General features: G+C 45.1%; 11 protein-coding genes and 1 pseudogene. 7 read left to right on the top strand and 5 right to left on the bottom strand.

Features of this window, described 5'->3' with window-relative positions:
* A pseudogene (locus tag A3735_RS03505) lies at window positions 1-1,135 on the bottom strand (hybrid sensor histidine kinase/response regulator); the annotation flags it as partial.
* A 315-nt stretch (window positions 1,136-1,450) separates the two neighbouring features.
* On the opposite strand from A3735_RS03505, the gene A3735_RS03500 reads away from it, so the two are divergent.
* The 6 genes from A3735_RS03500 (at window position 1,451) to A3735_RS03475 (ending at window position 9,100) form a co-directional block, all read left to right on the top strand.
* Window positions 1,451-1,714, top strand: a complete 264-nt coding sequence (locus A3735_RS03500) for a DUF4212 domain-containing protein (protein WP_068516597.1) — start codon at window positions 1,451-1,453, stop codon at window positions 1,712-1,714.
* Between the two features lie 9 nt (window positions 1,715-1,723).
* Entirely contained in the window at window positions 1,724-3,454 is a 1,731-nt protein-coding gene (locus tag A3735_RS03495; protein ID WP_068516600.1) for a sodium:solute symporter family protein, read from the top strand.
* Between the two features lie 129 nt (window positions 3,455-3,583).
* Window positions 3,584-4,075, top strand: coding sequence for a hypothetical protein (locus A3735_RS03490; protein ID WP_068516605.1), 492 nt, complete (start codon window positions 3,584-3,586; stop codon window positions 4,073-4,075).
* Window positions 4,076-4,110: 35 nt separating this feature from the next.
* Window positions 4,111-5,964 (top strand): DUF294 nucleotidyltransferase-like domain-containing protein, encoded by a 1,854-nt coding sequence (locus A3735_RS03485; protein WP_068516608.1) that lies wholly within the window; start codon window positions 4,111-4,113, stop codon window positions 5,962-5,964.
* On the top strand, window positions 5,951-6,634 hold the full coding sequence (locus A3735_RS03480; RefSeq protein WP_068516611.1) for a 3'-5' exonuclease: 684 nt from the start codon (window positions 5,951-5,953) through the stop codon (window positions 6,632-6,634). Before A3735_RS03485 ends, A3735_RS03480 begins: the two co-directional genes overlap by 14 nt.
* Window positions 6,635-6,706: 72 nt before the next feature.
* Window positions 6,707-9,100 (top strand): GAF domain-containing hybrid sensor histidine kinase/response regulator, encoded by a 2,394-nt coding sequence (locus A3735_RS03475; RefSeq protein ID WP_082885787.1) that lies wholly within the window; start codon window positions 6,707-6,709, stop codon window positions 9,098-9,100.
* Window positions 9,101-9,155: 55 nt separating this feature from the next.
* Here the strand turns inward: A3735_RS03475 and A3735_RS03470 are convergent, their stop codons facing one another.
* Window positions 9,156-9,692, bottom strand: a complete 537-nt coding sequence (locus A3735_RS03470; protein WP_068506920.1) for a hypothetical protein — start codon at window positions 9,690-9,692, stop codon at window positions 9,156-9,158.
* Between the two features lie 239 nt (window positions 9,693-9,931).
* Here A3735_RS03470 and yegD point away from each other — a divergent pair, with 239 nt between their 5' ends.
* Window positions 9,932-11,299: a molecular chaperone gene (gene yegD / locus A3735_RS03465; RefSeq protein WP_068516615.1), complete on the top strand. Its 1,368-nt coding sequence runs from the start codon at window positions 9,932-9,934 to the stop codon at window positions 11,297-11,299.
* A 26-nt stretch (window positions 11,300-11,325) separates the two neighbouring features.
* Here the strand turns inward: yegD and A3735_RS03460 are convergent, their stop codons facing one another.
* The 3 genes from A3735_RS03460 to A3735_RS03450 form a co-directional block, all read right to left on the bottom strand.
* Complete coding sequence (locus A3735_RS03460; RefSeq protein ID WP_068516618.1) at window positions 11,326-11,802, bottom strand: DM13 domain-containing protein; 477 nt, start codon at window positions 11,800-11,802, stop codon at window positions 11,326-11,328.
* Between the two features lie 29 nt (window positions 11,803-11,831).
* A complete protein-coding gene (locus tag A3735_RS03455) occupies window positions 11,832-12,128 on the bottom strand; it encodes a hypothetical protein (protein WP_068516621.1) in 297 nt (98 codons plus the stop codon).
* 77 nt (window positions 12,129-12,205) lie between these two features.
* A complete protein-coding gene (locus A3735_RS03450; RefSeq protein WP_068516624.1) occupies window positions 12,206-12,736 on the bottom strand; it encodes an ABC transporter substrate-binding protein in 531 nt (176 codons plus the stop codon).
* Between the last annotated feature and the right edge of the window lie 119 nt (window positions 12,737-12,855).

The raw sequence follows: 12,855 nt of genomic DNA, 5'->3' as shown, positions 1-12,855 counted from the left end.
GCGCAAAAATAAGCGATTGTGTGTAGTCTTTAAAACGATTCGCCCCTTTTGGACGAAGCATAATGATTGGTAGAATAACGTCGTTGCTTAGCATTTGGCTTAAGGTGACGGTTGCCACGATGATCATTGCGGTTGCCGCAGAAAAGCCACCCAGAAAGGCAATTAAAGAAAGTGTTTGCTGCTCTTGAGCCAATGGGATTGAGATGACATAGGTATCTGCCGAGACTTGCCCATCTGCAAACATCAGGTTTCCTGCCTGAGCGATAAAGTAGATACACAAACCGATGAGTGTCAGGTAAATAGGAAAGACATACCTGGCGGTGCGCAAGTGATTTTCTGATTGGCACTCGACAAAGGCTATATGGAACATTCTAGGCAGGCAAAAAATAGCGCACGCCGAAAGAAACATTTCAACAAAAAAGCGCAGGTCAATTGAGTCACTGACCGCGATAGTATTTAAGTCTTGCTTACTTAATTCAATTTGCTCTGGTGAAACGCCGCTCATCCAATAGAGTGCAAAACCCGTGACAAAAAATAAAGCCACTAGTTTGATCAGGGACTCAAAGGCCACAGCACTAACCAAACCTGCATGATAGCCAGAGACATCAAGCTGCCGGGAACCGAACAACAAAGCAAAGCCTATCATGCTGAAGGCGATCAGCAGGGTGACATCCTGATTACCGACCTGATGGGTATCGATGATCAAAGACAAGGTGTCTGAAACTGCTTTTAGCTGTAAAGAAATATACGGTACTGTCGCCAGTAAAATCACCAGGGTCGTGGTCGCAGCAATGCCTTGGCGCTTGCCGTAACGGGAGGCTAAAAAGTCGGCAATACTATGAATATGCTCTTGCCGACAAATTAGAAAAATCTTATTCAAGATTGGCCACCCTAGTGTAAACAGCAGTATCGGGCCAAGCAAAATTGGCAGGAAATCCCAGGTAGAAGTTGAAGCTGTTCCGACTAAACCATAAAAAGTCCAAGATGTGCAGTACACGCCCAAGGCCAAGGCATAGACATAAGGATGGCGAGACCAGGAGTCTTCAGAGAAGCGTGTTTGGTCGCCTTGTCTTGCAATGCAGAATAACAGAGCGGTATAAGCGATGATGGCAGTAAACACTATGCTGGCTGACACGATGACCTCTTCATTTAATTATTATTTCTTGAGTATTCGCTATGTATATACAGCTTGCTGACTACCGGTGAATAAAAACCAGTGCTGTATCGCATTTTTCATATTATAAGGTCTACTACTTTAGTCGTAACTTAGACCAAAGTCTTGGTCCCTTCTCCTAAATTACTTGCTAGATTGGCCTTGGCTTCTGGAAATAAAAGAAGACCTGGAGGCTGTCGGAGAATTGCGATCGGGTAACGGTTTACCGAAAGATCGTGATTCTCCGACAGTCTACTTTAGCCTTAAATGTAAGGTTCAACTAAGCGGAGATGTGTCATGCAAGAAAATAATAATGAGCAAGCATCTGCGTACTGGCAATACAATATCAAACTCATGCTAAAGCTGTTATGCATTTGGTTTGTCGTATCGTTTGTATGCGGAATCCTACTGGTCGATGTACTGAATCAGATTCAAATTGGCGGCTATAAATTGGGCTTCTGGTTTGCTCAACAGGGCTCGATGTATAGCTTTGTTGTGTTGGTCTTTTATTACGCAAAAAAAATGGCGGCACTTGACCGCGAATTTAACGTAGAAGAATAGGAGGCTGATATGGAACTGCAAACCTTAACTTATATCGTGGTGGGTATTACATTTGCTATGTATATTGGCATAGCCATCTGGGCGCGTGCCGGGTCTACCAAAGAATTCTATGTGGCCGGTGGTGGTGTTCACCCCGTTGCAAATGGAATGGCAACCGCTGCTGACTGGATGTCTGCCGCTTCGTTTATCTCAATGGCGGGTTTAATTGCTTTTTATGGCTATGGCGGTTCGGTCTTCTTAATGGGCTGGACAGGTGGTTATGTATTGCTGGCAATGTGCTTGGCACCTTACCTCAGAAAGTTTGGTAAGTTTACCGTACCAGAGTTTATTGGCGACCGTTTCTACTCTAGAACTGCTCGTATTGTGGCAGTGGTTTGTTTGATCGTGGCTTCGGTAACCTATGTTATCGGCCAGATGAAAGGTATCGGTGTCGCTTTCTCCCGCTTCCTTGAAGTGGATTACGGAACAGGCTTGTTAACCGGTATGTGCATTGTTTTTTTCTACGCCGTCATGGGCGGAATGAAGGGCATTACCTATACGCAGATTGTTCAATATTGCGTATTGATATTTGCTTACACGATTCCGGCTGTCTTTATTTCTTTACACCTAACCGGAAATCCGATTCCACAGCTTGGATTGGGCAGTACTATGGTGGGCAGTGAAACCTTCTTGCTTGACCGGCTAGACCAAGTTGTCTCGGAACTGGGCTTTGCTGAATACACGACCCAGGCGCGGCTCAGTACCACTAATATGTTTGTTTATACCATGTCGTTGATGATTGGTACGGCAGGTTTGCCACACGTGATTATCCGCTTCTTTACGGTTCCTAAAGTGAAGGATGCGCGAACGTCTGCTGGTTGGGCATTAGTTTTTATCACCATTCTATACACTACAGCACCTGCTGTGGCAGCGATGGCACGCTTGAACCTAATGAATACTATTGAACCTGCTAAAGGCGAGCACCTTGTTTATGACGAGCGTCCTGATTGGTTCAAAAAGTGGGAAACAACAGGCTTGTTGAAGTTTGAAGACAAGAATGGGGATGGCAAGGTTCAATACACGTCTAACAAAGAAACAAATGAAATGGTGAAAGTGGATCGTGACATTATGGTTCTTGCTAACCCTGAAATCGCTCAGTTGCCTAATTGGGTTATTGCCTTAGTTGCAGCGGGTGGTTTGGCTGCCGCACTCTCGACCGCTGCAGGCTTATTGCTGGCTATTGCCTCGGCAATATCACATGACTTACTCAAGGGTGTCTTTAGGCCTGACATTTCAGAAAAGAATGAACTCATGGCGAGTAGGGTTGCCATGGCAGGAGCCATTGCCTTTGCAGGCTATCTCGGCTTTAACCCGCCAGACTTTGCCGCGGGTACCGTCGCCTTAGCCTTTGGCTTGGCAGCCTCTTCGATCTTCCCGGTCTTAATGATGGGTATCTTTAGCAAGAAGGTGACCAAGGAAGGTGCAATCGCAGGTATGATCTCGGGTATTGGTGTGACACTGCTTTACGTCTTCCAACACAAGGGAATCATGTTTGTGGCCAGTACGTCTTTCTTAGGTGATATGCCAGCTAACTGGTTCTTGGGAATCGAGCCGAATGCCTTTGGTGCTATCGGTGCCGTGGTTAACTTTACCGTTGCCTTTGCTGTGTCGAAATTGACGGTTGAGCCTCCACAGCATGTTCAAGACTTGGTTGAACATATCCGTGTACCGGCTGGCGCTGGTGAAGCGCAGGCGCACTAAGTTAGTGAATGGAAATTGATATTGTGGCCTCTTAGCGTTGGTCGTGTTACTGCGCTAAGAATTTTTGGGAAGTCTGCAGTATAGGCTTCCCTCTTTTTCCTTCACTCAATGATAAATGGAGAATAAAAAATGTTTAAAAACAAGCATGTGACGACAGCGATGGTGGTTGCCCCCTTGCTCGCGATTGTGAGCTATTTTGCGACGGACTATATTGTTTCGGATATTCCTGAAACGGCTGCACAGGGTGAAAGTTATGCCATGGTGGCCAGGTCTAACTGTCGTTATCAGAGTGGTCAATGTACCTTTAGAAATGGCGATCTAGAAGTTAAGTTTCAGCTGGTACAAACAGACGGTAGTCAGCCAGTTCTAAAAGCGCGATCAAATCACCCTTTACAGGGAGCACAAATTGCTTTGGTTGGTGAACAAAATAAAGATGCGCAGCCGCTAATGTTAGAAAAATCAGATGATGCGGGAGAGCAGTGGGCTATCTCACTACAAGGCCCAATTGACGATAAGAATGAATTGCGAGTGGCGATGTTAGCAAATTCGACCACATTTTATGGCAGCACAGAAACAACGTTTTTCCAGTATGACACGATTTTTCCCAGAGATGATTGGTAGAGGCTTGCGCCGTTTGAATACAGGGTCATAAGTTTATGGAGCTAGATGATAAGAAACAATTTCTATCACAGTGCCCGCCTTTTAGTGCGTTAGGGGATGCTGCGCTAGAGCTGTGCCTGAAGAAGTTATCTATTTGCTATGAGAAAGCAGGCACCGAGATACAACAACAAGGCCTTGATGAAACACTTTACTTACTACGTTCAGGCAGCGTCGAGCTCAAAGACGCTCAAGGTCTATTTCTAGACCGCTTAAGTAGCGGTGATATCTATGGTGTTGGCGGTGAACAAACGGCTGACGCCACCACAACTCAATTAACTTACCTCGAAGACAGCCTGGTTTATTGCCTCCCAAAAAGTTTGATAGACAGATTGTCGACCGAGAACGATACCTTTGCTCTGTTTTTCTCCCGCGGGTCTGATAAGTCTTTGCAGATCACTGAACAGGGGAGTCATGACGCCACGGCGTATAGAGATTACCGACTCAACCAGCTGGTGTCGGAGTTGATGGTTAAGTCGCCTTTGTGTGCATCGAAAGAGACCAGTATTCAAGAAGCTGCCTTGCAGATGTCCGACGCAAAAGTGAGTTCTATCTTGCTTGTGGATGAGGGGGAATTGTGTGGGATATTGACGGACAGAGACCTTCGCTCTCGTGTTTTAGCTAAAGGAATCGACCCTCAGCTTCCGGTTTCTGAAGTAATGAGTACAAGCCTGAGAACGATAAAAGCCGATCAAACAGTGTATGAAACACAGCTGTCTATGATGACAGCGAATATCCATCATCTTCCCGTTGTCGAGAATGCGAAACCGGTTGGAATTATTACGCTGAATGACTTTATCCGTGCTCAGAATAGTGAACCGGTTTATATGATTCAGGCAATTAACCGAGCCAGTAACCGGGATACGCTTTATTCACTCAGTAAACAGTTGCCTGAACTGACCTGCAAGCTTATTCGCGCCAATGTTAGAGCCGATGAGATTGGCCGGATCATTACCTCGATCACCGATAGCATAACTCGTCAGCTGATTGTCCTTGCTCGACAGACTTTTGGAGATGAACCATGCGAATACGCCTGGGTGGTATTTGGCTCACAGGCTAGACAAGATCAGATGCTTGGCTCAGATCAAGATAACGGTATGATTCTCGATGATGCTGCAACACAGGAAATGGAAGATTACTTTAAACGCTTTGCTGAATTCGTAAATGAAGGCCTGGACAAATCAGGTTTGAAATATTGCCCGGGAGAGGTGATGGCGCAGACTGATAAATGGCGTCAGCCTTTAGAGGTTTGGAAGCAGTACTTTACTCGCTGGATCCGTCAGCCTGAACCCAAGGCGCTAATGCATGCCAGTATTTTTTATGATATTCGCCACGTTGCTGGCAAGCGTGAGCTGACGAAGTCTTTAAGTAACTTGGTATTGGAGGAGGCTCAAAAGAACACCATCTTTCAGGCATGTATGTCAGAAAATGCGCTTCAGACCTCACCGCCTTTAGGCTTTTTCAAAACCTTTGTGCTAGAGAAAGATGGCAATCACAACCCGGTATTGGATCTAAAACTACGGGGCACCGTGCCGATTGTTGCCCTGGTTCGTTTGTACTGCTTGATGAAAGGAATTGAAGAGGTAAATACCAGTAACCGGCTACAAGCTTTGGAAAGTGCAAAAGTACTCTCTGCCTCCGAAGCGAGCAACCTAAGAGATGCTCATGAGTTTATTGCTCGTTTGCGTTTGGATAGTCAGAGTAGGGCAATGATGCTGTCGCAGCCAGCGACAAACCACTTAAACCCGGATGAGTTATCTCCTTTGTTGAGGCATCAGCTTAAAAGTGCGTTTTCGGTTGTTGCTGAAAGTCAGCGCTTGTTAAAAATGCGGTTTGCTCATGGTTCTATATAAGCTTCAATACTGGTTAAAAAAACGGAATTGGTATCGCCAGGCACAGCGAACGCCGATCGCAGAGCTTTATGCCCAGCCTTCCTTGTCGGGGGGGACGAAGGTGATAGATCAAGACTTTCTGGTAGTCGATTGTGAAATGAGTGGTTTGGACCCGAAGTCGAATGAATTGCTGAGCTTAGGTTGGGTGCGTGTAAAAAATGGCCGGATTGATTACGCAACACGAAAACATCTGCTGGTGCACTCCAAGCAAACGGTAGGAGAAAGCATTCAGATACATGGCTTATGCGATCAGCGATTGGCCGGTGCCTCGAGTGTGTCGATGGCTTTGGGCTTGTTAGCTAAGCATGCAGAAGGTGCAGTATTGGTGTTTCATCATGCTGTACTCGATATCGCCTTTATTCAACGTGCGGCATTCAACTGCTTTGCTTGCCCATTGCTGTTTTCTTATATCGATACCATGCAGATAGAGCAAGGGCGCTTGGCGCGAAGTGGTCAAAGTGCGCCTTTGCAGCTAGCATCTTGTAGGGACCGCTATGGTTTACCCGCTGCTTTTCAGCACAATGCAATGTTTGATGCCGTGGCAACCGCTGAGTTGTTTTTGGCGCAATATTCCCACTTAAAGTCGGCTAGAGGTCTTAGCCTGGAAGGTTTAGCGCCCAGAGTCAGCTAGCTTTTCCATATTTCAGCTACTTTCTGCGGGAGTAGCATCTATACTCTTGATATCAATGCTCAGGAGCCGTACATGTCTCACTTTGAAATCGACCCGATGCTGGCAAAGGTCGCCGAAAACCTTTCTCTTGCATGGGCTTATCTCGATGCCGACCTTAACTATCGTAAGGCAAGCTCTCGCTATGCCAAATCATTTCATCTATCTATAGAAGAGGTAGAAGATAAACCGCTGGTTGAAGTGATTGGTGAGAAGGCTTGTGCTCAGCTATCTCCCTACTTGGCAAGAGTGCTTAGCGGGGAAGAAGTTCGATTAGATAAAGACATTGAGCTAGACCTTAGAACCGGCATGATCTACAGACAAGCAACCTACCTTCCGCAAATTAGAGAAGGTAATGTTGTTGGCTTTTTCGTCTTTATGAATGACCTGACGGAAAACAACAAAGCAATTAATACACTTCGTCGTTTGCACCTCATTACTGCCGACAGTGAATTATCAGTTGAAGAAAAAATCCAGCGAGTTTTGGCCTTGGGAAAGCAGACTTTCGAGTTACCTTTGGCTTTGGTCAGTCATATTCATAATCAGCGATATGTCGTTAAGTATTCCGACACTCCGAATGGTGAAGTAAAACCTGGTGATGAATTTGAACTGGGCATTACTTACTGTATCCACACCCTTAATGCCAATGGACCAACAGGCTTTGATCATGTAGAGAAAAGCTGCATTAATACGCATCCTTGCTACGAGGCTTTTGGCCTGGAAAGTTATATTGGTGTGCCGCTAATCGTGTCAGGTGAACGCTTTGGTACGCTAAACTTTTCTGGTCCTGAAGCACATGCCAGACCCTTTAGTGATGACGAATTTGAACTCATTCGTTTATTTGCCCAATGGATAGGTAATGAACTGAGCAAACAGCTTGTTGCAGAAGATTTAGCACGTCAGAAGACTTTACTGGAGTCGATGAGTCAGCAGGCCAGAATTGGTGCATGGGAGTGGGACATGCTGGAAGACCGGCTTTACTGGTCACTCATGACAAAAGAAATTCACGAAGTACCCGAAGGCTTTGAACCTGATGTCTCTACAGCGATCAATTTTTATAAAGAAGGTAGAAGTAGAGAGCTAATTACCGCCGCGGTGAACAAAGGTATTGAAGAAGGCATTGCTTGGCAAGAAGAGCTGCAGCTGGTGACAGCTAAAGGCAATGAAATCTGGGTTTCTGCACTTGGCCAGTCAGAATTTAAAGACGGCAAGTGTGTACGCTTATTTGGCTCATTTCAAGATGTTGATAAAAAGGTAAAAGCCGAGCTGGAGTTAAAAGAAGCGAAGGAAAAAGCAGAACAGGCAGCGCATTCAAAAAGTGTCTTTCTAGCCAATATGAGCCATGAAATTCGTACGCCTATGAATGGTGTGCTAGGGATGCTGAGCGTATTGGATACAGAAAGCCTAGATGACTCTTCATCGCAAAAGGTGGCAATTGCTAAGAAGAGTGCAAGCTCTTTGCTTTCTTTACTCGACGACATTCTCGATTTTTCCAAGGTTGATGCAGGGCACCTTGTACTTGATGAAGGTGCGATAGATTTAAGGGAATTATTCGAATCTTTTGTCGATTCGGTGCGCTTCGATATAGAAGCCAAGGACTTAAAACTCGAATTGCACTTGGAAGGCTTCGAGCAAGCGTGGGTTAAAGCAGATGCAGGAAGAATCCGTCAGATTCTTAACAACTTAGTTGGTAATGCGATTAAGTTTACCTCAGAAGGTAGTATTACAATTAAGGCTAGTTTGGTGCAGCAGAAGGACAGAAAGATATTGCGTTGTGCCATTGTTGACTCGGGTATTGGTGTTGAAGCCGAGAAGCTTGAACAGCTCTTTAACCCTTTTACCCAAGCAGACTCAAGCACAACCAGAAAGTACGGTGGCACGGGTCTCGGGCTTGCGATTGTTAAACAGTTGAGTGAGTTGATGAAGGGAGGTGTATGGGTAGAAAGTACACCTGGCAAAGGCAGCACATTTCGATTTGGACTTAATCTGGGTGTTGCTGAGGCACCGGAAGTTTCCCTGAAAGGTGAGTCAGAGGGTTCGGGCATTAAACCTCATGCGGTGCAGATATTATTAGTTGAAGATAATGAAATTAACCAGCTGGTTGCCAAAGAATTGCTGTCCCATATGGGGTATCACATCGACGTGGCTGGCAATGGTGTAGAAGCTTTGGCTACTTTAAACAGTAGCGATAAAATATATGACCTGGTGTTAATGGATTGCCAGATGCCTGAAATGGATGGCTATGAAGCAAGTAAGAATATCCGCGAAGGCTTAGGCGGCGAGGCGTATAAAAATGTCCCAATTCTGGCGTTAACGGCCAACGCAATGAAAGGTGACAGGGAGAAGTGCCTGGCGGCCGGCATGACAGATTATGTGAGTAAACCAATTATAAGAGAAGATTTAGAAAGAACCTTACACAAATATGTCTAGGTGTTTGAAACACTCGACTTCCAATATTTAGCTGTAACGGCTCGAAATAAAGGCGTTAGCAATAATTTTTATGTATAGAAGGGAATAGCTGAACAATCCCGCTCTGCGCTTGATAGTCTGCAACAATCCAAATCTGCTCGAAAGGGTGCCCTTCAGGAACATGGATTTTGTCTCTTAAGGCGATGATTTCTTCTGATGTCCATGCGGGGTGTGCATTTCGAATGATCAGCCATACGCGTTGGGACTTGTAGTGCTTTTGGGCTTTGTTCATCAGTATTCTATTCAGAGCGCTAAGCAGACGCTCATGCACGTTGGAACAGTTAGCCTGCTCGCGCAGTGCTTCACGTGTTTTATCCGTCAGGTCACGTTTCAATATCGCCATTGCTTCGGCTTCAGAGCCGTATAGGTGCGCAATTTCCAAATCGAGTCGAAGGCCTTCCAACTCGCAGGATACATCTGGCTTATTTGGTTTGTTGTGCCAAATATGCCGAATTTCTTGACCGTGTAGCCTTTCATAGTGACGCATAAAAAGCTTGGCAGCTTCATGTTCGAGGGCTATCTTCTCGTCGGCACTGCTTGAAAATTGTTGCATAAACTAATACCCGGTTAGGCAGTCTTACTGTGCCTAGATAGAGCGACTTTATGAGAGTAGCTTATAAAGTCTTGGGTAGGACTTCAATGCCCTACCTATAACTTCTAGGGAGTCGATACATTCAGCAATTAGGTAAAAGACAGCCTGCCATATTTAACTGGCTAAGCCGTGAAGCTTATGTTAATTTTCGCGCCCTTTTTATTTGTCCTTCTTCTAGTGGTATTAAAGGTGGTAGTGGAATGATTTCGGGTTTTGACTTTGGAACCTCAAACTGTGCAATAGGTATTCACGATAGTAATTTGAATAGCGTCCGTTTGCTCGAGCTAGAGCAAGGCAAGCGCTTTATGCCGTCGACTTTGTATGCTTTAGACCGGGAACTGATTAGTGAAAGTGTCGGCTTGTCTATTGCCACTGATGAGCTTAAGTCAGACTATATCGACCTGCGCAGTAACCACTTAGCTCGTGCTCAACATGTTCGCCGGGAGCAAGGTTTTGGTTCAGACGAAAGAATAGTCTATGTCGGCCATGAAGCCTTTGAAGAGTATTTACAATGGCCGGGAGAAGGCTACTTTGTAAAGTCCCCGAAGTCTTTTCTGGGTGCCAGCGGACTTCGTCCAGAAGCGGTTTTTCTATTTGAAGATATCGTTACGGCAATGATGCAATCTATTAAAGCGCGTGCGGAACAGACACTTGGCGATACGATATCGCATACTGTGATTGGTCGCCCTGTAAACTTCCAAGGTTTGGACGCCGAGCAGAGTAACCGTCAGGCCTTGGAAATTCTGCAAACCTCAGCAAAACGTGCTGGTTTTAAAGATGTTGAGTTTTTATTTGAGCCTATTGCCGCAGGCCTGAGTTTTGAACGTTCACTCGATGCAGATAAAACGGTTTTAGTTGTCGATATCGGTGGTGGAACGAGCGACTGTGCCATGGTTAGAATGGGGCCTTCTTACCGAGATAAGAGCGATCGATCAAAAGATTTTCTAGGGCATAGCGGTGAGCGAGTAGGGGGGAACGATCTTGATATTCAGCTGGCAGGAAAGCACCTCATGCCACTTCTGGGCATGTTGTCAAAAACCAAAAGCGGTCTTCCTGTTCCCACCCAGCTTTTCTGGGACGCAGTGAGCACTAACGATGTATCGGCTCAGACACGGTTTAATGAACTTAATACAGGCTTGGATATTGAACAGCTACTACGCGATTGTGTTGAGCCAGACTTGATCAAACGCTTTATCTCAATGCGAAATAATCAGCAGCAACATCAGCTTGTTCGCAGCGCAGAGCAATGCAAAATCGCCTTATCCTCAGCAGATAGCGTTTCAAGCTCACTTGAGTTTATCGAAGATGGGCTGAGTCAAGACGTAAAGCTAGAGCAGTTTGCTGAAGCAATTGACCGACCCTTGATGAAAATGCTGAGCTTGATGGAAGAAGCGATTACACAAGCGCAAACACAACCCGATCTAATTTTTATAACGGGGGGATCGGGTCAGTCCCCTGTTATTCGTAAAGCAATTCACAATAAATTTGGTGACATCGAGGTGCTTGATGGCGACCACTTCGGCAGTGTCGCATCGGGTTTAACCGTTTGGGCGAATCAAATATTTTAATTGCAGAGTCTGTTCGTTGAACTCATTTACTGATATTTGGCTGCCGTAATAAACTCACCAAAGGCCTCACACCAAACAATGACTGAGCTAAAGTCAGCTATATTGGTGCCCTGAGGCACTTTGACGACAAAGTTTTCGAAGGTTGTCACGTCACCAACTTGAAGCATTGACGACTTCAAGCGCTGAAAATCAAGCTCGGTTTCTACGAACTCTTTAGAAAGATAAAGCTTATAGTCTGGCCCGGGAGCCAGTTGGCCAGCTAAAGAAATGTACTCAGTGTTAAGCGAAACGATGCCTTCGCCCCAGTGAAAGGTGTCGCTATCCTCTAGGTCTCTTTTAAACTTCCCGGTATATCGCGCTTGCGAAGAAATCTCTGAGATCATTGACTCTGAAGGCGCAGTCGGTGCCGTTAGAATTGGCAGGATATATATCCCCAAACCGATACCCAATGCGCCTATAGATAAGTGGCTTGCTAAGAGTAAAGTAATTGTTTTTAGTTTCATAAAGAACCTGTTGCTTGGTCTGGTTATGTTTATTTTGTTGCGATTCCAATGAGAAGGGCAATGACCCCAACAATCAATTCAGCCCATGTATTTTTGTACTTCGTATCATGTGCTTTTTCTCTGTAATAAGCTGATTCTTCATAAGCTCTTTCCATCGACTCAATATTATCTGGAGTACCAGGGAGACTTCCAATTTTAGAAGCTTGTTGATTAGCGCGCTCAGATCTTTCCTCATAAGTTTTTGCCCGAGCGAGCCTTTCTTGACTTGTGGTTGCACAGCCGAACAGCAGTGTTAGAGATAAAATAAAGATGGTGTTTTTGATCAATTGATATATTTCCCTATAAAGATTGTCTAACGCTGCGTTAACCGAAGGCGAGTTCGGTAGGGCGCTTGGTTAAACTCTTACTGAAGTTTTCCATATTTGGCTAGAATTTGTTTATATTCATCAGTTGTCTTGAACTTCGTCAGCTCCTCACTGAATCTCAATGACAGCTCTTCAAGCCCTGGCTTCTTCGCAAAAGCTAAATAATTTCCGCCAGGGCAATAACGCTTACTCCCAACGATAGTTAATTGATCCAAAATAACCATCTCCCGAGCTTTATGAAAGCCAACTAGCTCGACACCTATTGCTAAATCGATGCGACCCAGTAACAGCATATTCAAGCTTTGTTCCAAAGTCGGTACTCGCGATGCATTCTCTAATAGGTGAGAATTGTCTAACTCATCACAATATTTATAGCCAAGAATTGCCCCCACACGCAGGTTTTTAGGGTTATTTAAGTCAATAGAAGAAATAGAGTTTGTTGCTTTCTTAAAAAATACAGTAACGCCTTTAGACACTGGCTCACTAGGAAAGTGTAGGAATTCCTTTCTTTCTTCAGTTATAGAAGCGGCTAGTATTGCGTCAGCTTTTTTGTTTTTAACTAAACCCAAGCAGCGTTTTCATGGCAATAATCGAATATTAGCTGTTACGCCAAGCTTCTGAAATACTGATAACGCAACTTCTACGTCGGTTCCCACCACTTTATTATCTTCTTCATAGGCAAATGGAG

The organism is Oleiphilus sp. HI0061 (assembly GCF_001635675.1).
This window is presented reverse-complemented; position numbering and strand designations above follow the sequence as displayed.